The sequence below is a fragment of the Pseudoalteromonas sp. RB2-MNA-CIBAN-0110 genome, assembly GCF_040309305.1.
In the GTDB taxonomy this organism is placed as follows: domain Bacteria; phylum Pseudomonadota; class Gammaproteobacteria; order Enterobacterales; family Alteromonadaceae; genus Pseudoalteromonas; species Pseudoalteromonas arctica.
This window is the reverse complement of record NZ_JBEOOQ010000013.1, coordinates 1-24,267: the sequence shown is the minus strand read 5'-3', so window position 1 is coordinate 24,267 and position 24,267 is coordinate 1. Positions and strand designations below refer to the sequence as shown.

Annotated in this window: 19 protein-coding genes; 8 read left to right on the top strand and 11 right to left on the bottom strand. The window is 38.4% G+C overall.

Annotated elements, in window-relative coordinates:
• Positions 1-3: 3 nt before the first annotated feature.
• The 3 genes from AAEY68_RS08465 to pyrC all read right to left on the bottom strand — a co-directional run bounded on the left by AAEY68_RS08465 (position 4) and on the right by pyrC (position 3,568).
• Entirely contained in the window at positions 4-774 is a 771-nt protein-coding gene (locus AAEY68_RS08465) for a DUF3450 domain-containing protein (RefSeq protein WP_024590812.1), read from the bottom strand.
• A 1,097-nt stretch (positions 775-1,871) separates the two neighbouring features.
• A complete protein-coding gene (locus tag AAEY68_RS08460; RefSeq protein ID WP_002961702.1) occupies positions 1,872-2,075 on the bottom strand; it encodes a cold-shock protein in 204 nt (67 codons plus the stop codon).
• A 440-nt stretch (positions 2,076-2,515) separates the two neighbouring features.
• Positions 2,516-3,568 carry a dihydroorotase gene (gene pyrC, locus AAEY68_RS08455; RefSeq protein ID WP_165740288.1) on the bottom strand — a complete coding sequence of 351 codons (1,053 nt, stop codon included), beginning with the start codon at positions 3,566-3,568 and terminating at the stop codon, positions 2,516-2,518.
• 290 nt (positions 3,569-3,858) lie between these two features.
• Here pyrC and AAEY68_RS08450 point away from each other — a divergent pair, with 290 nt between their 5' ends.
• The 3 genes from AAEY68_RS08450 (at position 3,859) to AAEY68_RS08440 (ending at position 8,348) form a co-directional block, all read left to right on the top strand.
• Positions 3,859-6,228: an EAL domain-containing protein gene (locus AAEY68_RS08450; protein ID WP_282114921.1), complete on the top strand. Its 2,370-nt coding sequence runs from the start codon at positions 3,859-3,861 to the stop codon at positions 6,226-6,228.
• A gap of 413 nt (positions 6,229-6,641) precedes the next feature.
• Positions 6,642-7,529, top strand: a complete 888-nt coding sequence (locus AAEY68_RS08445; RefSeq protein ID WP_002961689.1) for a LysR family transcriptional regulator — start codon at positions 6,642-6,644, stop codon at positions 7,527-7,529.
• Positions 7,530-7,583: 54 nt separating this feature from the next.
• Positions 7,584-8,348, top strand: coding sequence for a YdcF family protein (locus AAEY68_RS08440; protein WP_197111518.1), 765 nt, complete (start codon positions 7,584-7,586; stop codon positions 8,346-8,348).
• 80 nt (positions 8,349-8,428) lie between these two features.
• On the opposite strand, the gene AAEY68_RS08435 is transcribed toward AAEY68_RS08440, so the two are convergent.
• A complete protein-coding gene (locus AAEY68_RS08435) occupies positions 8,429-9,181 on the bottom strand; it encodes a Nif3-like dinuclear metal center hexameric protein (RefSeq protein ID WP_010555099.1) in 753 nt (250 codons plus the stop codon).
• 150 nt (positions 9,182-9,331) lie between these two features.
• Between AAEY68_RS08435 and AAEY68_RS08430 the strand changes: the two genes are divergently transcribed.
• Entirely contained in the window at positions 9,332-9,673 is a 342-nt protein-coding gene (locus AAEY68_RS08430) for a hypothetical protein (RefSeq protein WP_002961684.1), read from the top strand.
• Positions 9,674-9,872: 199 nt separating this feature from the next.
• On the opposite strand, the gene AAEY68_RS08425 is transcribed toward AAEY68_RS08430, so the two are convergent.
• The 5 genes from AAEY68_RS08425 to AAEY68_RS08405 all read right to left on the bottom strand — a co-directional run bounded on the left by AAEY68_RS08425 (position 9,873) and on the right by AAEY68_RS08405 (position 18,001).
• Positions 9,873-13,052: an amidohydrolase family protein gene (locus AAEY68_RS08425; protein ID WP_350585819.1), complete on the bottom strand. Its 3,180-nt coding sequence runs from the start codon at positions 13,050-13,052 to the stop codon at positions 9,873-9,875.
• Positions 13,053-13,157: 105 nt separating this feature from the next.
• Positions 13,158-13,982 (bottom strand): M90 family metallopeptidase, encoded by an 825-nt coding sequence (locus AAEY68_RS08420; protein WP_002961680.1) that lies wholly within the window; start codon positions 13,980-13,982, stop codon positions 13,158-13,160.
• 198 nt (positions 13,983-14,180) lie between these two features.
• Positions 14,181-14,819 (bottom strand): chloramphenicol acetyltransferase, encoded by a 639-nt coding sequence (locus AAEY68_RS08415; protein WP_024593928.1) that lies wholly within the window; start codon positions 14,817-14,819, stop codon positions 14,181-14,183.
• Positions 14,820-15,004: 185 nt separating this feature from the next.
• The gene (locus AAEY68_RS08410) at positions 15,005-16,045 is read right to left on the bottom strand and encodes a Leu/Phe/Val dehydrogenase (protein WP_024593927.1); all 1,041 of its coding nucleotides are present in this window, start codon (positions 16,043-16,045) and stop codon (positions 15,005-15,007) included.
• A 429-nt stretch (positions 16,046-16,474) separates the two neighbouring features.
• Positions 16,475-18,001: a fumarate hydratase gene (locus AAEY68_RS08405; RefSeq protein WP_350585818.1), complete on the bottom strand. Its 1,527-nt coding sequence runs from the start codon at positions 17,999-18,001 to the stop codon at positions 16,475-16,477.
• 155 nt (positions 18,002-18,156) lie between these two features.
• Between AAEY68_RS08405 and pabB the strand changes: the two genes are divergently transcribed.
• From pabB to AAEY68_RS08390, 3 genes are all read left to right on the top strand, one after another.
• On the top strand, positions 18,157-19,515 hold the full coding sequence (gene pabB / locus AAEY68_RS08400; protein ID WP_024593926.1) for an aminodeoxychorismate synthase component I: 1,359 nt from the start codon (positions 18,157-18,159) through the stop codon (positions 19,513-19,515).
• 6 nt (positions 19,516-19,521) lie between these two features.
• Complete coding sequence (locus AAEY68_RS08395; protein ID WP_024590991.1) at positions 19,522-20,097, top strand: NUDIX hydrolase; 576 nt, start codon at positions 19,522-19,524, stop codon at positions 20,095-20,097.
• Between the two features lie 103 nt (positions 20,098-20,200).
• Positions 20,201-21,577 carry an L-serine ammonia-lyase gene (locus tag AAEY68_RS08390; RefSeq protein ID WP_024590992.1) on the top strand — a complete coding sequence of 459 codons (1,377 nt, stop codon included), beginning with the start codon at positions 20,201-20,203 and terminating at the stop codon, positions 21,575-21,577.
• A gap of 77 nt (positions 21,578-21,654) precedes the next feature.
• Here AAEY68_RS08390 and cysB read toward each other — a convergent pair whose 3' ends face one another.
• On the bottom strand, positions 21,655-22,632 hold the full coding sequence (gene cysB / locus AAEY68_RS08385) for an HTH-type transcriptional regulator CysB (RefSeq protein ID WP_002961670.1): 978 nt from the start codon (positions 22,630-22,632) through the stop codon (positions 21,655-21,657).
• 350 nt (positions 22,633-22,982) lie between these two features.
• Between cysB and AAEY68_RS08380 the strand changes: the two genes are divergently transcribed.
• On the top strand, positions 22,983-23,741 hold the full coding sequence (locus AAEY68_RS08380; RefSeq protein WP_024590993.1) for a hypothetical protein: 759 nt from the start codon (positions 22,983-22,985) through the stop codon (positions 23,739-23,741).
• 42 nt (positions 23,742-23,783) lie between these two features.
• On the opposite strand, the gene AAEY68_RS08375 is transcribed toward AAEY68_RS08380, so the two are convergent.
• A partial coding sequence (locus tag AAEY68_RS08375) for an IS3 family transposase (protein WP_350585817.1) occupies positions 23,784-24,267 on the bottom strand: 484 nt, incomplete at its 5' end.

Here is a 24,267-nt window from a genome sequence, read left to right as displayed (position 1 = left end):
TGATTACTCCGCGCCAAAGATAGGTAGTTTAACAAGTTCTAATGTCGCTTGCTTACGCGCCATACGAATAACTTCTTTAACAGGTTTTAGGTATTCTTCACCTAATTCTTTCCACTGTTTAGTGTTGTTATCCCACACCCAAGCATGTTTCAAGTCAAAAGACTGAGCAACGTAAGTAATACGACCTAACTGACCGATATCAACGTTAATACTTTTGCCATCAACTTCTAGTGTACCTTGTGAAGCAGATACAAGTGAGCTGTATGCTGTTTCAATAGTGTAAGCTTCAAGTACTTGACGGAATTTTTCAGACGTCGTTACAGACGCAGAAACCATGATTTCACGTAGTCTTTCAACACGTCCTAAACGCGTCTCTAGATTAAATGGAACGTCCGCTTTGATGAATTGCTCAAGCGTATCGATCATGCGATACATCAAAGGCACAACGTTTTGTTTCGTGTTATCAATCGTAGCGATTTGACGATCAAACGATTCAATAGACGCGTTTTGGCTATCAACCAAGCGCGACACGTGATCGTTATACACTTTCATAAGTTCAGTCTCATCAACAACGCTACGGTACTCAGCGATTAGCTCCTGAGTTTGACCATATACATTGTCAATTTTAGTTTGAGACTTAACCGCAGCCTTTTGAATTTGTTGACCTGCTTTTTGCACGTCATTCAAAGGATCTGCAATCACATTGCTGCTTGCAAATGCAAATGCGCCAACCAACGCAGTTGCTACAAGACTCTTTCTGATTTTAACAGACATAGTTCCCAACCAATTAAGTAATGTTACTTTTATAATTTAATTATCCTCCGAAGAGAACAACCCTGATATCTTTTAATAGATATCAACCTTCCAATAATGCTAAATGCAATTAGCGCTGTCAACTTGATGTTTACTAATCTCTGCAAATAAATAGCTAAGTTAATGCTTAAACAAAAGTACTAGCACACAACTGTTAACATTATTGCAACTAAGCTTTTGCTTAATATTTCGATTAAAGCCTTTTGAGGGGTGTATTTATTCGCATTGTACTGACATAAAACAACATTATTGCAACATTTAGCCAAAGCTGAATTCGCACTGAAAAAAAACAAAAAAAAATATAGATAGATATAACAAAAGTTATTTTTTAAACGATTTCAGCACATTTTATCTCCCCAATAACACTTCATCTGAAAAAACAAACCATTTGTCGCACAAAAAAACAACACTGGATAATCTCTAATACCGCCCACCTTGCTTTATGCACGCAATACCTAAAGCCATTTATAAAACGTGTTTCCCATAAATAGTAATAATAAGTTTCTTTTAGCAAGGCCTGAAATAGCCAAATAGCTTTCGATAATTAGACGAGTTACATTTACCGCTTTAGAGTGCTCATTAATACTATTTAACAGTTAAATTTATTTAGTAACAAAGTTAATCACAAAAAGTTGCTCAACTTTAATAATAATGGACTATAAATGATGCCTAACGCTTCCATAATAAGCTATCAGAGGCCTATAGAGGTTCCCTTGCCCATTTATAGTTAAAGTACAAAACTTCAACCTGATTGCACTAGCAAGACTTACACTAAAATTTACACAGATTGTTATTTGGCATCATTTTTATGTATATAAGTATCGGATCAGTTGGATAAATTGTAAGGGATGTTTTAAATGCGATAGAAAGTGGTTCGATTGTATAAGTTATTCAGATAATTGAATTTTGGGTTTGTATTAAAATAGAAAATTTAAGAATATATGAAATTTGTGTTCAAGGATTTAAAAAGAAGGATTTTATTAATTATGTACATAGAGAGGAATTATGGTGAAACAGAGACCTGCTTCACCAAGATGAACTAGAGTTCACATAATAAATTATGCTGCTTCTACGTTCTCAGCTTCAGGGCCTTTTTGACCTTGTTTGATGCTGAATGTCACTGCTTGACCTTCGCTAAGAGTGCGAAAACCAGAACCAGTGATTGCGCTGAAATGTACAAACACGTCAGGACCATTTTCTTGTTCAATGAAACCAAAGCCTTTAGCTTCGTTGAAAAACTTTACTTTACCAGTAACCGACATACTAAATTTTCCTGTAAGTCAATAATTAAAATTCAGCCATATTATTATGGCAATATCCTCCCTGAGTCAATGCTCAAAAATATGGAGGTACAGTACAGGAACAAGTAATAACCTAACCGGTAACCTTAAACGCAGCACAATATCCGTAAATTCAATACATAAAAACTCAAAGCAAGGTAAGATTAACACATTATATTTTTTTTCGCTCTATTAATTGGGAATTATTTATTAAAAATATAAATTTGTTTCAAATCGCCTTTAACTGACTAATTTCCAAGCAAAAACTATAAAGTATTATTGTAATATATATTGCTATAAACGCGTATAAAAGCCCTCTACAACAGCAATACTGTCAAATAACGCTTCAATAACATCAAAAATACAAACAAAAAAGCCGCTTTAAAAATTAAGCGGCTTTTGGTTTAAATATAAAATATTAACTATTTAACAGACCAATCAATAGTATCTTCTGCTTTTATAGGCACAACTTCAGAGTCGCCTAGGGTATAACTTGCAGGTACGTCCCATGGTTTTCTTTGTAATGTTATTGTATCGGCATTACGCGGCAACTCATAAAAGTCAGGACCAAAGTGGCTTGCAAATCCTTCAAGCATGTCCAAAGCTCCTGCGTCTTCGAATGCTTCAGCGTATAACTCAATAGCGGCATGAGCCGTATATGCACCAGCACAACCACAAGCAGCTTCTTTTTTATCTTTGTAATGTGGTGCAGAATCAGTTCCTAAGAAAAACTTTTTATTTCCACTTATAGCTGCGGCCATTAATGCTTGCTGGTGAATGTTACGTTTGAGGATTGGCAAACAGTAATAATGTGGGCGAATTCCACCCGCTAACATATGATTACGATTATAAAGCAAATGATGAGCTGTAATTGTTGCTGCTACATTGCTAGGTGCATTAACTACAAACTCTACTGCATCTTTAGTTGTAATATGCTCTAGTACAATTTTAAGTTCAGGAAAGTCACTTACCACATCCCCTAAAATCGTCTCTAAAAATACTTTTTCACGGTCAAAAATATCAATTGATGAATCAGTAACTTCTCCGTGTACTAACAGCAACATACCTACTTCTTGCATTGCTTTTAAAACCGGGTAAATATTTTTGACTGATGTAACACCCGAATCAGAATTGGTTGTAGCGCCCGCAGGATACAGCTTTGCAGCTACTATTTTACCCGTTGCTTTTGCTTTCTTTATTTCATCTGGTGTCGTTTTATCAGTAAGGTAAAGTACCATTAAAGGCTCAAAGGCTCCTTGTGGGCCTGCTGCCATAATACGTTCTCGATAAGAAAGAGCGGTATCAGTACATGTTGCCGGCGGAACAAGGTTTGGCATAATAATAGCGCGACCCATGTATCTGCTAATGTCTCGTACAGTATCCTTTAGCTGGTCGCCATCACGTAAATGTACATGCCAGTCATCTGGGCGAGTGATAGTAAGGGTTGTTACAGAGTTTGTATTATTGCTTGTCATTACTTTGTTCCAAGGCTGAATTTATCCGATCATAGGCATATGATGTTTTCGAGTAAAGATTTTATTAAAAATAATGCATATGTTGATGACATTATCGAGTTGTGTGATTAAAGCTTAATACTCCAATTCAATTGGGATTAGCCATTGTTATTACTTACAATTAATTAAAGTCATTCGTCATAATAATTTACAGCCAATTAAAACCACTCATCGCTTTATTTTGTACAAAATCTAAGATTAGGTTAACTTAGCTACGTATTTAAAAATAAAAAGAATAATATAAATTGCCTATGTCTTACAAAAATAATGCCTCAAGAGCACTTGAGATAAAAACTGATCAACTGAGTATTATTAATCAATTTTCATCAAGCTTATTGCAACTAGACACACTAGACGAGCTATTTGAGTATGTTACAACGCACGTTGTTAACCGTTTAGGATTTGTTGATTGCGTTATTTACCTTGCCGATAACAATGCTTATACATTAAATCAAGTTGCATCGATGGGTATTGCTCACGCCCGAGACAAATATCAAGCCGAACGTAAAGTAATACGTTTTAGTGAAGGAATTACTGGAGCTGTTGCAACTACTGGTAAAGCCGTAGTTATCGATGATGTAACAAAAGATAGCCGTTATATCGCAGATGAGCGCCCTGCCCAATCAGAACTATGCGTCCCTCTTATATATAAAGAACAAGTTTTAGGTGTTATTGATTGTGAGCACCCTATTAAAGGCTACTTTACAAACGCACACCTTGAAATTCTTACAACAGTTGCCCACTTACTCAGTGCTAAAATTAACCAGGTAAATACGGTAAATAACTTACAAAAAACAGTTGAGCAACTTAACAACGCACAAAAATTAGAAAATAGCTTATTACAAATAGCTAACCTAACCTACAAAGCTAACGACTTAGATACCTTCTTTGAAGCCTTGCATTCAATTATCAATAACTTACTTCGTGCTGATAACTTTTTTATCGCTTTATATGACAAAAAAGTAGATATACTTGACCTTGTTTATATAGTCGAAGAAGGCATAAACACTAAAACACATCAAAAAATATCTAAAGAACAGCTAAAAGACACTGCTTCATATTACCTACTGCAAACAGAGCAAACCTTATTACTCAATAAAGATGCCTTTCAAAGTCATATTGATAACGGTGATTTTAAAATGGTAGGTAGACAATCAGAGTCTTGGTTGGGTGTTCCATTTAAAACAAGTGATCGTATAAGCGGTGTTATTGTTGTACAAAGCTACGATAAAACACTGCAATACAACGAACACGACAGCGCTCTTCTAACTTACGTAAGTCGTCAAATAAGTATGGCAATTGATAGACAACTAGCCCGACAAGAGCTCGAGCATAAAGCATTGCATGACGAGCTTACCGGCCTTGCTAACCGCTCATTACTCATTGAGAGAATAAAGCATGCTATTTTACGTTTAACGCGCGCTAAAAAAAGTACTAGCCATGCCCTGCTGTATCTAGATTTTGATCGTTTTAAAAGTATAAATGATTCGCTAGGGCATGAAGTCGGAGACCATTTTCTTATAAAAATATGCGACTTAATTAAAAGTACAGTACGAAGCACGGATACATTTGCTCGTTTAGGCGGTGATGAATTTGCTATATTTATGGAAAATATCACACATAAAAACCAAGTTAATGAAGCTTTAAACAGAATTAAAAGCGCATTATCAAAACCTCTAAATGTAGATAGCCACTTACTTCAAGCTTCTACTAGTATTGGTATTGCCTATACCGACAACATAAACGATAAAGCTTATATATTACTGCAACAAGCTGATGCTGCTATGTATGAAGCAAAATCCACCGGGCGTGGACAAGTTAAGTTTTTTAATAACACGATGCGTAAAAAACTTAAAACCCATGCCGATATCGAAAACGACTTGCAACACGGTATAGAACACAACGAATTTGAACTCTATTTTCAGCCAATTTTTACAATTACCACAAGTGAAGTTGTCGGATTTGAAGCACTTGTGCGCTGGCATCATCCAAAAAAAGGATTTGTACCACCTAATGACTTTATACCGATAGCTGAAACTACAGGGCAAATTATAAATCTTGATTTACATTTACTTGATTTAGCCGCTCAGCAGATTTCTAATTGGCACCAGCAAGGTCATCGCTTTTTGAAAGTAACGGTTAATGTATCGTCACGACATTTTGCAAGCCTCGATTTTGTAGCGCAAATACATTCTATTTATAATAAATACCAATTACCTCTGGGTTCTTTATGTTTAGAAATTACCGAATCAGGCTTAATAGAAAATCTAGAACTCGCCACTCAAATAATAGAAGGTCTTTCACCTTTAAAAGTAAAATTGTGCCTTGACGATTTTGGAACGGGTTATTCAGCACTGGGCTACTTGCACCAACTGCCTATTCATATTTTAAAAATAGATAAAAGTTTTATTGACCACCTACAAGATTCCACCAACCCACTTGTTGAAGCCATTTTATCACTTGCGCAATCATTAAAACTTGAGGTTGTTGCTGAAGGGATAGAAACACTTGAACAATTAGCCATTTTACAATCCACCGCGTGCGACTATGGCCAAGGTTTTTTAAAGTCAAAACCGGTCACAGCCAAAGAAGCCATATTACTTATTAATAAGCCCTTATAAAAAGAGCCAGCGAGTAGGTCGCTGGCTTAAGTATTACGTATATACTCATCCATTAACCTAAACTAAAGCTAAAAAGCAAAATGACTTTAGTTTTTAAACCACAACCTAAAGTAACCATTCCCCACCCCACACAGTTATTTATATAGTCAAAATTCACACTGAGGTGAAGCACACCGCAATCGATATACTTAAAATACAACATGAAGCAAACTCATCTAAAACTCATCAAACCAGTTTTTGAATGACTTTTATCGTTACTAATTCTAATATTTTCGCGATTCATAGCAACAAACTGTAATAAACCACAATAAATCGCAAACTTTTAGCCATCTAGACGTTGAAACGTTTTTTGTATAGGCGTAGTATGTGGTTAATCTGAGCTGAACTCACTTTTCCCATGAGAATTTTTAAAGATGATTGGTATTAAACATTTAAAAACCATAGCAACCCTAAAAGAAACAGGATCTTTGGTTAATACAGCACGAGAGTTATTTTTGACACAGTCTGCTTTATCTCATCAAATCAAAGATTTAGAGAATAAATTAGATTGCCAATTATTTGAGCGTAAAACTCAACCAGTCCGCTTTACCCCTCAGGGAATGCTATTACTTGAGTTAGCTCACGAAATATTACCAAAAATGGAAGCGACTAAATGCCGTTTGAAAGAAAGCTTAAATCAGCCTATTTCTCAACTGCGTTTAAGTGTGGAATGCCATGCATGTTTTCATTGGTTATTGCCTACTATTAAAGAATTTAATAACTTTTGGCCTGATATAAAAATTGATTACGAGCGCGGCTTTAGTTACGACGCTATTCCTGACTTACTAAGCGATGAGCTCGATTTAGTTTTAACATCTGACATACGTGAACCCGACACATTAGAATACGCGCACTTATTTGATTTTAAATTGAAGCTTATTGTGGCACCGGATCATGAACTTGCTAAAAAAGCGTATGTAACAGCGCTTGATTTAAAAAACGAAACTATTATTTCATACCCTATCCCGCGTGAACGCCAAGATATATTTAAGCATTTCATTCAAAATGCACGTTTTGACGGTACGTTAAAAACGGTTGACCAAGGATTACTTATTTTTCAACTAGTAAGTGCCGGCATGGGCGTTGCCGCTTTACCTGATTGGCTAGTTACACCTTATGAAAGCCAAGGCTTAATTAAATCAATTCCTTTGGGCGCTCTTGGCCTTACTCGTCCTATGTATTTAGCGATGAAAAAAGACATGAAAGATAACCCTGTTTATCGTCACTTTTTAAATACGTGTAAGCTAAATAACGGTCGATAATCATCAATATAATGAGTAATATCGCTGTAATTAACTCTACAGCGTTTAACTCTTATGTTTGTTATTAAAAAAATGATTGGTGGCTTACTTATGCCACTGCCTCTATTTGGTTTATTTGCGTGCCTGATGCTCCTACTCGCATTTAAAGGCCGCAAATCAGCTCTCTTCTTATCTACTTTAAGCTTAATTGTATTACTTGCATTGAGCACACCCTTTATCGCCAATTTAATTATCCAAAATAATGAACCTGCGTCGCTTGCATTTAATACCCTAAAGCATCCAAAAATAGACAAAATAGTTGTACTAGGTTGCGATATAAACCCAAACCCTGCACTCAGTGCTAATAATCAATTAGGTAATTGTGCACTAACGCGCTTAGTAGAAGGTGTAAAGCTAGCAAAGCACTACCCTAATGCAGAGCTTATAGTGTCAGGCGGGGGTTATCAAAATATCACTAATAGCGGGCTTATGTATCAAACGGCAATTAGTTTAGGCGTTAATAAGAGTCGTATATCCCAAAACCCAAAAGCAATGGATACAGGTGAAGAAGCTAAGTTACTGGCATCAAAATTAGTCGACTTTAAAGTTGCACTAGTAACATCTGTACTGCACATGCCACGCGCAAAAGACTTATTTAATGCTCAAGGTATTGAAGTCATAACCGCAGCCACTGATTATCATAATTTTGCTGCACTTCCATGGAGCAAACAGTTTATTCCCAATGCTCATGCCTTACTTGTGGTTACGCAATACAGTCACGAAGTAGTAGGAAACACATGGATAAGTTTGCGCCGCTGGATAGATCCAGAGGCACTGTAGCTCATTTCGTCTAACTAACCTGAACTTTAGATAATAAATCTATCTCAAGTAGAGTTCAGGTTAACTAATAGATAGCCTAGTTAAACTGGGTTATCTATGTCTATAAATGTCACATCAAAACCATGCTCTTGAGCAAGTAACTCACCCAGAGCTTTTACACCATAGCGCTCTGTTGCATGATGCCCTGCGGCAAAAAAATCAATGTTTTGCTCACGAGAACTATGAATTGTTTGCTCCGATGCCTCACCCGTTAAATAAGCATCAATGCCTTGCTCTGCAGCTAAATCAATATACCCTTGCCCACCACCGGTGCACAGTGCAATGGTTTCAATTTTTGTTGAACGTACTAAACTTGTGAGTGGGGTTCGATTTAGCACTTTTGCAATTTTATCTGCAAAATCTTCACCACTTAATGGTGTTTTTAAACGCCCTTTCATTGCTACGCTATTTGAAGTTGGCTCTAGCCCTGTTTCAATTTCAATATCCAATAACTTTGCAAGTTGCGCGTTATTGCCAACTGCTGGATGAATATCGAGTGGTAAGTGATAGCCAAATAAATTAATATCGTGTGCTAATAACGCACCTATACGACGCTTTTTCATTCCCGTTATTGGTTGGGATTCCCCTTTCCAAAAAAATCCATGATGAACTAAAATAGCATCTGCTTGTTGCTCAATGGCAGCATCTATTAATGCTTGACTTGCGGTTACACCCGTCACAATTTTTTTAATTTCGTTTTTACCTTCAACTTGTAAGCCATTTGGGCAAAAATCTTTAATTAATTGAGGTTTTAAAATGTCATTTAGGAGTTGGTTAAATTCTCTACGTTGCATATAACTTACCTTACTTAGCACTGAATTTTGTGCAAATTTTGGCGTTTATAGCCCTAAAATGGAAGGAAAATCGCAAAAAATTGAAAAACTGTTTTAAAATAGGTATAAATACCTCTTCTTTATCTGTGTTCACAACGTATAGGGTCTCTGATGAGCAAACTAGACAAAACAGAAGTGTTATCTGCCTTTGAAGCAGCGTACGAAACTGCCAATGGTAAAAAACCTGAAATCACAACTAAACCTGGTTGGTACAGCATTGATGGCGGTAAAAATTTACGCCTAGCTGACGTAGCAGAGCTTACTAAAAAGTTAAACTCTGGTAAAACAACTAAAACGAAAAAACCAAAAGCAGCTGCGCCTGTTAAAGCACAGAAAAAAGCGCCATTCACTGTTGTTACCGAAAACGAAGAAGGTTACACAGCGGAAGAACTTTGGATTGTAATTTTAGCTCGTAAAGATCATGACTGTCGCTTACCGCGCGGTGTTGTTTAATCAACATTTATGATTTTTAAAAGAAACCGCGTTAAGCGGTTTTTTTATGTGCGTTATTTGCTAAAAAATATCTAAAAATTATATTAATTATCGTCTTCCAACCTTAATTGCACCATTTAATCAAAAAAATAGAGCCTTAATAAGTTGAGTAAGACTAAAAAAAGCGGCTATGTAGCCGCTTTCAAAAGATCAAAATAAATTATAACTTTTCGAAGTAAAGTGGTTCGCGCTCTTTTTTACCTACTTCATTCATTGTTTCGGCATTGAATAAGCGACCATTGATCATGGTGTAATCTACTTTATCCGAATCTCGAATGTTTTTAAGTGGATCGCCATCAATAACCATTAAATCAGCAAGCTTGCCAACTTCAAGTGATCCTACGTTTTTATCAAGACCTAAATACTTAGCCGGATCGAGTGTTGAAGCACGTATAGCCTCAAGCGGTGTCATTCCGCCTTGTGCAAACATCCACATTTCCCAGTGTGCACCTAAGCCTTCACGCTGACCGTGAGCACCTAAGTTAACTAATACACCTAGGTCTTGCAGCTCAGCAGCAACGCGTGCGTTATTAAAGTGATTATAGTGATGATCGGGCGCTTTAATGCGGCGCATAGAGCGTGGTAATAATTGATTTTTTGGCACAAATTTACTTAAACGCGGATGATTCCATACATCAGTTTTATCGTACCAGTAGTTCTCACCCCAAATGCCACCATAAGCCACTACAAGTGTTGGTGTATACCCAACATCACTTTGCGACCATAACTGCTTTATATCGTCGTATATGTGCTCTACAGGGATTGAATGCTCAATACCTGTGTGTCCATCTACAATCATACTTAAGTTATGTTGTAATAATGAGCCGCCTTCTGGTACTACCATCATTTCAAGCATCCGGCCTGCTTCAATAACTTGTTGGCGCTGCTCTCGGCGTGGCTGGTTATACGATTTAACACTAAACGCCCCTACTTTTTTAAGGCGCTCTAAATGAAATTTAGCATCGTCTAACGAGTCAATATGCGACGTATAACCTGGCATATTTGCGCCATATAAAATAGTACCCGTTGAGAAAATACGCGGGCCAACAATCATGCCTGCCTTTTGCATTTCGCTTGCGGTAAATATTTCTGAGGTATCGTTTGATGGATCGTGAATTGTAGTTACACCCAACGCTAAACCTGCAAAGTTTTTCCAGTTTTGCTCAGGTATAATTTCGTCACTTGCTTGCGAGCCATGTGCATGAGCATCAACAATACCAGGCATAATTGTTTTACCTGTTACATCAATAACCTCAGCACCTTTAGGGATGCTTATCTCGCTGGCTTTACCAATTGCTTTAATATGCTTGCCATCAGTAATGATTACACCATTTTCAATAACCTTTTCGCCATCCATAGTTATAATTTTTGCACCAGTGAGCGCAATCATGCCTTTAGGCTCTGCCATTTTTTTACTGAAACCGATATTATCGCCACTTTTCACTTTAAAGTCGGCATCTTCAGCTTTGTTAATGGCAAACATCCCTTCAAGGCTTGCATGATAAAGCTCAGGCCCTAATGTCCAGTAAAGTTTGTTGCTCTTAGCACTCCAGCTAATGTTTTCACCAGCACGTACCGATAACTGCTCTATTGGAAATTGACTGTCTTTAGGCCCAATATTAATTGTTTTACCACTTTGAACAAACGGCGTTACAAATACTTTAAATCGCTCAGCAAAAGCCAGATATTGCCCATCTGGTGATACTCTAAATTCAGTCGCATGCTCTGACTCGTATAGTTTGCGAACTTTTTTACTTTCAAGCTCAACTACACTAAGCGTTGGTTTTGGCCAAGGACTCATTATAAAAACGCGATCGTTTGCATCTCCAAATTGTGGTTGATAACCACTTTTTGAAATAAGCTCACTTTTACCGCCTTTTGCGCTTACGCTATAAACCCCCGGATTAAGTGACCACTTAGGGTTTAAAATACTGCCCCCCGTGGCTTTTCGATAAACAACCGTTTTCCCATCTGGACTAAACGTAGGCTCTACGTACTTGCCAGGCTCTTTAGTTATTGTATCGCCACGACCACTGCGCGCAGACACAACCCTTACAGACCCTTGTTTGTTGTCATCCCATGTGGTGTAAACTATTTTTTTACCATCGCGAGAGTACTGCGGAAATAATTCGTAATGATCAGTTTGCTTTGTTAAACGCTTAATTTTACCCGACTCTAAATCGCGTTTATAAATATGCCCAAGCGCTTCAAAAATTGCCGTTTCGCCATCGGGGCTTACTTGCACATTACGCAGCATTTTTACATCAAACTCATCAGTATCTAAGTTTTGTGTAAAGCGCACCGCTTTTTGAATTTTTTTAGTAGTTTGCACTTTAAAAGGAATGGTTTTAACGGATTTGTCTGCAACATCTAGCTTGTGAATTGTACCACCAGCCCAAAATACCAGTTCTTCATTATCGGGGGTCCATGCAATGGTTGGGTATACACCATGAATAGCCCATGTTTCTTGCATATCTCGCTCAAGCTTATCGTAAAGCTTAGTGTGCTCACCGCTAGTTAAGTCATATAAATACAAGCTAGTTTGAAAGTCATCACGCTTTATATAAGCAAGCTTTTTACCATCTGGTGATGGTGTAGGCCTAATAGCACCGCCCATCGTATCGATTATGGTTTCAATTTCACCCGTTTCGCGGTCGTAGCGCTTAATTTTATAAATGCCCGCTACAGAATCTTTTGAATAATGAAAGGTTTTACCGGGTGTTGCATCATGCGAAAAGTATACATAACGACCATCAGGTGAAAACATTGGCTCACCTAAATCTTTTTGATCGTTCTCGCGTTTTGTAAGCTGTACGCCCTTGCCACCCGCTTTGTGATACAACCACACTTCACCTGCTCCCAATGAGCGGCTAGCTGTAAAGTGTTTACGCGCAACTAAGTAGTCGCCATCAGGACTCCATGCAGGACTATTTAGTAATCTAAAGGTTTCATCGGTAACAGCGTGTTGATTTTCACCATTTAAGTCCATTATCCAAATGTTATCGCCACCACCTTGATCAGAGGTAAACGCAATACTTTTGCCGTTAGGACTAAAGCGTGGTTGCATTTGCCATGCAATATCAGAGGTGAGCTTTGTAGCTGTACCACCACTCATTGGCATAGTGTAAATATCGCCAAGTAAGTCAAACACCACGGTTTTACCATCAGGGCTAATATCTATATTCATCCATGTGCCCTGATCAACGCTAATTGCAGCGTCAACAAATTGCCCCTTAGGTGAATCTACTTGCCATTTTTGTTCGTCTTTTTCAGCGGCATTTACCTGCCCTATCGCTAATGACACCGACAGCGCCAATACTGTATGAAGCATTTTTTTCATGCGTTTCTCGCTTGTTATTGTTGCAGTAAAAACTATTTCACATGATTGCAACAAAAACAAACGCAACTTGCCAGCGTTATATGATAAAGCGCGGTTTATGTAGGTTTAATGCCAAACAATAGGGTCAAATTGATAGTAATTAACTAGCATACTATAAATTTCAGGATCGTATCGGCGAAGCTCTGCGGGTTTTTCGAGGAAGGTTTCGGTGAGTACAGCAAAAAACTCAGCTTCGTTAGTCGCACCATAGCTGTGAATAACATGCGGCATGCTATAGGCAACATGGCTTTTTAACTGGGTGAAAGCGCGACTAAATACTCTGCCCCACTCTTTGTAATCTGCTGAGCTCTTTAAAATGGGTGTGCCCGTTGTTTTACCTGTTTCTTGATCGAGTTGATGCGCAAACTCATGAAATACCAAGTTATGTCCATCGCTTGGTAAACGATTACCCTCAAGTACATCATGCCAGCTTAAAACGAGCGTGCCGCCAGGCCATGACTCGCCTAGTCTTACCGTATTATGGTAACTCACAAGTCCTGCACTATCGCGAGTTGATTGCGGAGCATAATAAGCACTTGGATATAATAAAATTTCTTTTACATTTCTATATAACGGCCACGGTTTATTAAGTACTAATACACACGCATCGGCGGCAACAATTAACTTCATTGCAGACGTTAGCCTTAAGCCATCACAACCGACAAAGCGTTTTTCGTTTAAAAACCACGTAATATGTCGCTCTAATTTTTCTCTGTCGGCGTCGGTCATTTTTTTATAGATGGGCATGCAACGCAGTAAAATATCTTTTTGCTGCGAATTTAAAGCAAAGTCTTTATATTTACTGCGCCATAATCGGTTTTGAATTGATGGCCAACGCCAGAAAATCACCACAAAAAGAATTAAAACAACAATTAACAGTCCATTTATCATGGGGATTTCCTGAGCTAAGGTATGGTATATAAATATGTCCAGCACACGTGCTTTTCAAGCATACAAGGTTATGTATTTGAATATAAAGTAATTCACATCGCATTGCTTATAGATTACTTATAGATTACTTATAGATTACTTATAGATTACTTATAAATTGTTTACTGCTTTGCACTGCCGTTACTGATGTGTTTAAAGTTAACCTTTGCAAAAGGTGTCAAATGTACCCTGCAATGTGTTTATAAATTTCGCTACGTGCAAACCATCCATTAATGAATGGTGTACATCGATAGCTAAAGGCATTGTGCCTGTGTGTTTATCAAACTGACCAAATACAAATTTAGGAATGCCTAAACTCTGCCCTTCACTAAATGCATGCGAAAACGCACTAAAATTCAGCCACGGCAAAACAGATATATGAATTAAATCTGCCTGCCCTTCTGTTTGGGCAAATGCATCAGAAAATAACGGCTGTAATTTCGCTTTTTTGCTTACGTCACTTGCATGATTTGCAAACTCTTTAAACTCGCCTGTGCTGTTAAAGTAACTAAAAACAAACGTATCGTTTTCAGACAACTCAACCACACTTGCGCGAACACTATTAAGTAACCATGGTTGATTATCTATTATACGTAGCATTATTGAATCGTACTCATGGCACGCTTTTAAGGTGCAATATACATACGCTTGAAAAAAAGAAAATTGATTGGTTTTGCAATAGTCGTAAAGTGCTTGAGCATCTAAACGCACACACACATTAAAATAAGGCTGAGAAAAGTGTTTAAATAATTCAAAGTGTTGCTTTCTAGGCCAATTATCTAAATCGATAGGCTGCATGAGAGAAGTTGAAGGAGTCATAATTTGCCGCACAAAATTAAAAATAAAGTGTACCGCTGTTCAGTAACAATTGCATCAGGGTCTGTTGATCTTTCAAGGTTAAATCCGCAAAGATCAACACCCCTTAACTTACAGATAAACAAAAGGTGTGCAATTGCACACCCTTATATAAATTAGAACTTAGATCACAGACCGTTTTTAATGATCTCTTGCGCTAATTCGTCAGCAATTAAATGCGTTGATTTTTGCTCTTTTTGGCTACGGGCAAAGATTTCCGTTAACGTATTAAAAATACCTTCAACATGTTTATTAGACGCTGCTGCACTGTAACCTTCTGGCGCTGTTTCGTAATAAACATTAATAATACCACCAGCGTTAATTACGTAATCTGGTGCATATAAAATGCCTTTTTCACGAATAACTTCACCGTGGCGAGACTCTGCTAACTGATTATTAGCACAGCCTGCAATAATAGTCGCTTTTAAACGCGGTATCGTTAAATCGTTAATAGTTGCGCCTAATGCACAAGGTGCATAAACATCAACATCTAAGTCGTAAATTTCATCAATGCCAACCGCAGTCGCACCAAAATCATTAACTACGCGATCAATTGCAACTTGGTTAATATCAGTTACAAACAACTCAGCGCCCGCATCGGCTAAATGCTTACATAAACCATAAGCAACAGCACCTAAACCTTGAACAGCCACTTTCACACCTGCAAAATCTTGATGACCACGTTGATGCTGTAGCGCTGCTTTAATTCCTAAAAACGTACCGTATGCTGTAAATGGCGATGGGTTACCACTTTTACCTTCAAGACCCAGTACGTAATTAGTTTCTTTATTCATAATAGCTACATCAGCACATGTGATGTTTACATCTTCTGCTGAGTAATAGCTGCCATTTAATCGCTCTAACTGGCGGCCAAATGCACGGAATAATTGCTCAGATTTAATTTCTTTCGCGTTACCTATAATTACAGATTTACCACCACCAAATGGTAAGCGCGCAACTGCATTTTTGTAAGTCATGCCCTTTGATAAACGTAGCACGTCGTAAACAGCATCTTCGTCGTTCGCATAATCCCACATTCTACATCCACCAACTGCAGGACCTAGGTTAGTATTATGTACAGCAATAATTGCTTTTAAACCCGACTCTTCATCAGAACAAAAAACCACTTGTTCATGGTTATCAAATTCAACTCGATTAAACACAGCCACTTAAAATACTCCGAAATAGTTAACCCGTGAGAGGGTATGCGCGCTGGAAATTGCCGAGACTTTATCACTTCATATTCGAGTTCGCTATACTCGCAGAAGATAAAACCAATGAAAACATCAAGCTTAAATTAAATAACCGGATTAAAACTATTGTATAGATAAAAAATTCACAAAATCGTCATTTATAAGTTTTAAAAACTATAAATAGAACAACCACACCAATTTACGTTTACGTGAACGTAACACAACTATTGCGTGTAAAGTTTAATATACAAGTGCTGCTTGCCCGCCACGTACTGCTGCCTATAGGTTTCCAGTAAAAAGTGAGCTTTTTCGCAAACTGGTCAGAGCTGTAAACTTGGTAATGACTCTATTTAAAAAACAAAAAAGCGAGCACTAGGCTCGCTTTTTAAAAATACAAAACGTACGTTATTTTAGCTTGCTATCAAGCTCTTCAATTTTAGCTTTCCAGATTGCAGGGCCTTGTGTGTGCGCATTAGCACCTTCACTGTCTACTGCAACGGTCACTGGCATATCTTCTACTTCAAATTCGTAAATAGCTTCCATACCTAAATCTTCAAAAGCAACTACGCGTGCTTTTTTAATCGCTTTAGATACTAAGTAAGCTGCGCCGCCTACAGCCATTAAATAAACAGATTTATGCTCTTTAATAGACTCAACAGTTGCAGGTCCACGTTCAGCTTTACCAATCATGCCTACAATGCCTGTTTTTTCTAGCATCATATCGGTAAATTTATCCATACGAGTTGCAGTTGTAGGGCCTGCAGGACCTACTGCTTCATCACGTACCGCATCCACAGGGCCTACGTAATAAATAAATTTATTATCAAAGTCTACGCCTTTTGGTAAACCTTCACCTGAATTGATCATATCTTGCAGACGTTTATGCGCTGCATCACGACCTGTTAAAATAGTGCCCGAAAGTAAAACAGTTTCACCCATTTTCCATTCTTGAACATCTTTTTTAGTCAGTGTATTTAAGTCAACACGACGTGTGCCTTCGCCCACTTCAAATGTTACTTGTGGCCAATCTTCTAGCTTAGGTGCTTTTAAATTAGCAGAGCCAGAACCGTCAAGTGTAAAATGTACATGGCGAGTTGCCGCACAGTTAGGGATCATTACTACAGGTTTTGAAGCTGCATGCGTTGGTGCTGTTTTAATTTTAACATCAACAACCGTTGTTAAACCGCCTAAGCCTTGTGCGCCAATACCTAATTTATTAGCACGGTCAAAAATTTCTAAACGTAGCTTTTCTTCAGTCGTTTCTGCGCCGCGTTCCATTAGTTCATGGATGTCAACTGGGTCCATTAACGACTCTTTAGCCATTACTGCCGCTTTCTCAGCCGTACCACCAATACCTATACCTAGCATGCCTGGCGGACACCAACCAGCACCCATTGTTGGTAGTGTTTTTTCTACCCATTCAGCAACATCATCTGACGGGTTTAACATAACCATTTTACTTTTGTTTTCAGAGCCGCCGCCTTTAGCCGCAACCATTACTTCTACTTTACCGCCCGCTACTAAATCAATATGCACAACCGAAGGCGTATTATCTTTCGTGTTTTTACGCGTGCCAGCAGGGTCTGCAACAATAGATGCACGTAAAGGGTTATCTGGATTCAAATATGCACGACGAGTACCTTCATCAACCATTTGTTGAACGGTTAAATCTGTTTTATCCCACTTAACATCCATACCTACTTTAACAAAACAGGTAATAATACCGGTATCTTGGCAAAGTGGACGTTTGCCTTCAGCCGACATGCGTGAGTTAATTAAAATTTGTGCAATGGCGTCTTTAGCCGCTTTACTTTGTTCTTTGTTGTAAGCTTTTTCGAGAGCTTGAACAAAATCAAGTGGGTGATAGAACGAAATATATTGCAATGCATCTTCAATGCTATCAATAAAGTCTTGCTGACAAATTGTACTCATAGTGGTTCCTTAAGTTACCGTTACGCGTTGTCGCGTAATCTAAATCAAACCGGTGACGGTGGTTTGCACTGTTTTTTACAGCTTAGTGCTGCCAAAAAATTTGACTTATGATACCCTCCCAGCCCGTTTCGAGCCAGTTCTTAAAGGGGCAGTAAATGCTAAACAATAAAAAAAATTGTATTAAATTAGGCATAACACAAAACTGCATTGACGTTTTTGCGCATTTTTCACATTTGCCTTATGCAATTCTATTAGATTCTGCAAATAGTAATCATATAAACAGCCGTTTTGATATTATTGCCATTGAGCCGCAAAGTACCCTTGAAGTAAAAAATAATAAAAGCTTTTTAAATAATATAGAAAGTAGTGATAACTGCTTTGAAATTATGAATAATGAGCTTTCGCATCTTGATAAAACAAAAGCCGGTTACGATTTACCCTTTAACGGCGGCTGGCTTGGCTACTTTGGCTACGACCTAGGCCGTACAATTGAAAACATCCCCACTCGTGCTATTGAAGACATTAATCTTCCCCAAATGGCTATTGGCCTTTACTTAGATGCCCTTATTTACGACAAGCAGCAACAAAGCTGGTTTTATGTATCGCAGCCAAACACCGATCGATTAGCGCTTTATCAGCAATACTTAAATACACACCCTAACTCCCAAGTTAATACGCAGTCCTTTGCCCTAAACAGCGACTGGCAATCAAATATGAGCGAAACGGAATACGCTGCAAAGTTTGCCCAAATTGAGGAGTATTTAAAAAGTGGCGATTGTTACCAAATTAATTTAGCGCAGCGCTTTAACGCTCAGTTTGAAGGCTCCCCTTGGGCAGCTTATATTAAACTGCGTGAGGCAAATAAAGCGCCGTTTTCAAGCTTTATAAATCACCCTCAAGGGGCTATTTTATCAATTTCTCCTGAGCGCTTTATATCTGTAAACAATAACGTTGTAGAAACCAAGCCAATTAAAGGCACACTGCCGCGAAAAGCAGATGCACTAGAGGATCAACGCCAAGCGAAAATACTCGCAGCATCAGCTAAAGATCGCGCTGAAAATGTAATGATTGTTGATTTACTACGTAACGACTTAGGCAAAGTAGCAAAACCAGGCAGCGTTCACGTCCCTTCCCTTTTTGCTATTGAAAGCTTTCCGGCAGTGCATCATTTAGTAAGCACGGTAACCTCAGAACTTGATGAAGGTAAAACAGCGGTCGATCAGCTAAAAGCGGCTTTTCCGGGTGGCTCAATCACCGGTGCGCCCAAAATTAGAGCGATGGAAATAATTGAAGAACTAGAACCACATCGCCGCAGCATTTATTGTGGTTCGATTGGTTATTTAAGTGCATGTGGAAATATGGATACGAGTATCACTATTCGCACCTTGGTGTGCCACAAAGCGCAAATTTACTGCTGGGCAGGTGGCGGAATAGTCGCTGATTCTAAAGTCGAATTGGAATATCAAGAAACTTACGATAAAGTAAATAAAATCCTCCCTTTATTAAAACAGTAGGTCGTTTTGAATAGTGAACACATTATGGCGCGGTTTCTGTTAAGCCCTACAGCTGCGCCAAATCAGTTAAAAGACACACGTAAAAAACGCGCTAGCGCTGTTATGCTGCCAATTATTGATATAGATAACCATGCACATATTTTACTGTGTAAACGCCCTACTTATTTACACCATCACCCTGGGGAGATTTGTTTGCCCGGAGGCAAGTTTGAAGTAAGCGACATTACCCTTCGCACCACAGCACTTCGCGAACTAAAAGAAGAGCTAAATATTGCCCAAAGCAACGTTAATGTATTAGGTCACTTACCTGAGTATTCAACCTTAACGGGTTTTAGTATTAGCCCCTATGTGGGTTTACTCAAAAAAAACACCACCTGGGAAAATGACTATAATGAAGTACAAGCGAGCTTTTTGCTCTCTGTCACTGAGTTAAATAACGAAGCTAACTGGCAACCCTTACCTTTTCAACGATTTGGGAAAACGGTTATTTTGCAAGGTTTTAAAACGCCGCATGGTTTACTATGGGGTGCGACTGCAAGCATTATAAAAAACTTTACAAAACAACTCGCCTTACCAGTTTAAATCTTCGTTATTAGTAGTTACACAATCACAATTCCACGTTATCATGCTCGACCGTTCAAAGAGCAGCTTCGTGCTGATAAAACAAAGTAGAGACACACACATTATGATCAGTGCATTTGATATGTTTAGTATTGGTATTGGCCCTTCGTCATCACACACCGTTGGCCCAATGCGCGCATCACGCTTATTTGTTAATGACCTACAAGAACAACAATTATTAGCAAATGTGACCGATATTAAAGTAGAGCTTTATGGCTCTCTTGGTCAAACAGGTGTTGGCCATGGCTCGGGTAAAGCCGTAATTCTTGGTTTAGCCGGTTACGATCCTGAAACAATTGACGCCGATTTAGTCGACGACATTTTAGCAACCATTGAAAAAGATCAGGTTATTTATTTAAACAAAACACACAAAGCTAAGTTTCCAAAACAAGGTGCTATTGTTTTTCATCGTCGTAAAACACTGCCTAAGCATTCTAATGCAATGGAAATTATCGCCTCAAACAACGGCGAAAAAATTTACAGCAAAGTATATTACTCTATTGGCGGTGGCTTCATTGTTACCGACGAAGAGTTTGAAAACGAAAAACAGGCGGCCCTCGATATTAGAGAAGAAAATCCAGCCCCTTTCCCATTTGGCAGCGCAAAAGAACTACTAGAGATGTGTAAAGAGTCTGGGTTTAGTGTTTCTACCTTGATGATGAAAAACGAAAAAACACTGCGCACTGAAGACGAAGTAAAAGACACATTGTTCCATATTTGGAAAGTAATGATGGCTTGTATTGACCGTGGTATGCGCACCGAAGGTATTTTACCTGGCGGCTTAAAAGTAAAACGCCGTGCGCCCAGCTTATACTTAAAACTAAATATAGAGGTCAGTAACGACCCGCTTCGAGCAATGGACTGGGTTGATTTATTTGCCCTTGCCGTAAACGAAGAAAATGCGGCAGGTGGCCGTGTAGTTACCGCACCAACTAATGGTGCTGCGGGTATTTTACCGGCTGTGCTTATGTACTATCACACATTTGTGAAAGAAGTAGACCGCGATATAGCCACGCGTTATTTATTAACCGCTGCTGCTATTGGTATTTTATATAAAAAGAATGCCTCTATATCGGGTGCCGAAGTAGGTTGCCAAGGTGAAGTGGGCGTTGCGTGCTCTATGGCTGCAGGCGCATTAACAGAAATTGTTGGTGGCAATGTTGTGCAAGTAGAAAACGCAGCAGAAATTGGTATGGAACATAATTTAGGCCTAACGTGCGACCCTGTTGGTGGCTTAGTACAAGTACCGTGTATTGAACGTAATGCAATGGGCGCTATTAAAGCAATTAACGCTTCACGTTTAGCTATACGTGGCAGTGGCGAGCAAAAGGTATCGCTTGATAAAGTGATTAAAACCATGCTTGAAACTGGTAACGATATGAAAACTAAATATAAAGAAACCGCTCGCGGTGGATTGGCTGTTAATATTATCGAATGTTAATCAGCTCGCTATAAAAAGAAAAAGCCGCCTATTTTTAAAATAGGCGGCTTTTTTATTATTCGTTTAATGTAGTGACATTATTTAACGGGTAACTCTATATCTGCAAATAACTTATCTACGTCATCTTGGTTACGTAATAAGCTTGCTCGCTCTACTCGCTCTTTAGTTAAGTGCGGTGCAAAACGTTCGATAAAATCATACATATAAGTACGTAAAAAGCTGCCCTTTCTAAAACCAATCTTGGTCGTACTAGCTTCAAATAAGTGGCTTGCATCAATACACACTAAATCGGTATCGCTTACTTGATCTATCGCCATTGAAGCAACAACACCAACTCCTAAACCCAGTCGTACGTATGTTTTTATAACATCAGCATCGGTTGCGGTAAATACAATGTGTGGTTCAAGCCCGTGTGCGCTAAACGCTTTATCTAACTCTGAGCGGCCCGTAAAACCAAATACATATGTAATGAGTGGATATTGAGCAATATCAGCAACGGTTAAACTATTTGCCTTTTTAGCCAACGGATGGTCTTTAGCGACAACAATACTGCGATTCCAATGGTAGCAAGGCAGCATAACTAAATCTGAATACAAATGCAGTGCTTCTGTTGCAATAGCAAAATCGGCATCACCGCGTGCTGCAGCATCCGATATTTGCTGTGGAGTACCTTGGTGCATATGAAGCGATACCGCAGGGTATTTTTTCATAAACCCTTGAATTACGTTAGGCAAAGCATAACGCGCTTGGGTATGTGTTGTAGCAATATTTAACTTACCTTGATCAGGTAGCGTATGCTCATTAGCAACGGCTTTAATACCTTCTACTTTAGAGAGTATTTCACGAGAAATATTAATAATATCTTCGCCGGCACCGGTTACATGCGTTAAATGCTTACCACTACGACCAAAAATTTGCACACCCAACTCATCTTCTAACATGCGTACTTGTTTAGAAATTCCTGGCTGCGAGGTAAATAAACTCTCAGCAGTCGCTGAAACATTTAATTTATGATTTTGTACTTCTACAATGTATCTGAGTTGTTGTAATTTCATGGCTGCAAATTTTAACGTTATTATTCATATTATTTATAAAGGCAATACCGCTTAAAACCAAGTATTATTTACGTAAAATAGCACTTTAGGTCTTTAGGTGTGCAATTATCTGATTAGAGCTCAAGGCTAGCATAATAAATATGCTTCAGGTAGCGATGATTATTCAGCTTTAGTTTATAAGCCCTTAGGCTTACTGCAGTTTATAAGCCCTTAGGCTTACTGCAGTTTATAAAGAGCTCAACCTATCAATTTTTTGGTATATTTTTTAAGTTAATCGGCGCAAAGCTACCCTGTTAACGTATATTTAATGTAAGATTAAATAATTAGGTTATATATCCGAGAATTACACCATGATCGTTTCTATTATAATAGTGCTTATAGTTGCATTGATTGTGATTGCACTTTGGGTAAGTGCTGTACAACAACACAAAGAAAAACAAGAGGCAGAACGCCGTAAAGAGCTTACAAAACAAAAAGCTATAATAGAAGAAACAGAAGAGGCACTAATGAATAGTGCTAACATCCCCCTTTCTGAAAATCTAATTCGTACATTACAGCGCCGTATTTACGAAGCCTTAAATACAATGGTTACTAACTCGCAAACATCTAAAGCACTTAAAAGCCGCTTAAGTGAAGCAAAAACGCACTTATCTAATCCAGTTCAAGATAATAGCAATGAAGCTTTAACGCTACCGAGTAATGACAAACAACTTGTAGGCCTAATTCAAGGCATTAAAAAATTACGCTCAATTTTACGCTCTGAACACAGCAAAGGTCGTATTGATAGCCAAGTTTTTGTTTTAGAAGATAAACGTCTCGAAAAACTACAGCTGCGTATTAATATTGAAAGCCAAATAAAACGTGGCTTGTCTGCCCGCTCAGCCAGTATGGTTGGTTCTGCAAGACAGTACTTTGAAAAAGCGCAGGCAACACTCAGTGCAGTCACCTACTCTGATGAATACGTAACAACAAAACGGCTAGAAGTTGAGGGTTACTTAGAAGCAATTAGTGTTGAACTGCGAGCTTCTAATGCAAGCGCACTTAAAAAGAAAACAGAAGAAGAGCAAGACGACTTAGATATACTGTTTGCTCCTAAAAAGAAATGGTAATTCTTTTATAAAAGTGTCCCGTCCTAAAATACGTTGACGGTTTTAATTGAAGGCCAGTAGCTTTTGCTCCTGGCTTTTTTTGTGCACTTGGTTTGGTGTTTTCATTCCTAAACTCAAATGCGGCCTCATTTCATTGTATATTAATATTGATTCTTCGACGAGTTCACGTAGCTCTTTTAGATTTTGGCATTTATAGAGTAAGAACTCCTGCTTCAATATGCCGTTAATACGCTCCGCCAGTGCATTTTGATAGCAGTCATAGCCATCGGTCATTGATGGAATAATGCCATTTTCATTAAGCTTTACTTGATATACCTGCGAGCAATACTGCAACCCTCTATCTGAATGATGAATCGTACTACATTGATACTGACGATTATTGATTGTCATATCTAATGCCTTAACAACATCTGTCGCCTTCATTTCATCACTGAGTTCATAACCCATAATTTTGCGACTATACGCATCAGTTACTAGCGATAGATAGTGAACACCTTGCTCTGATTGAACATAGGTTATATCGCTT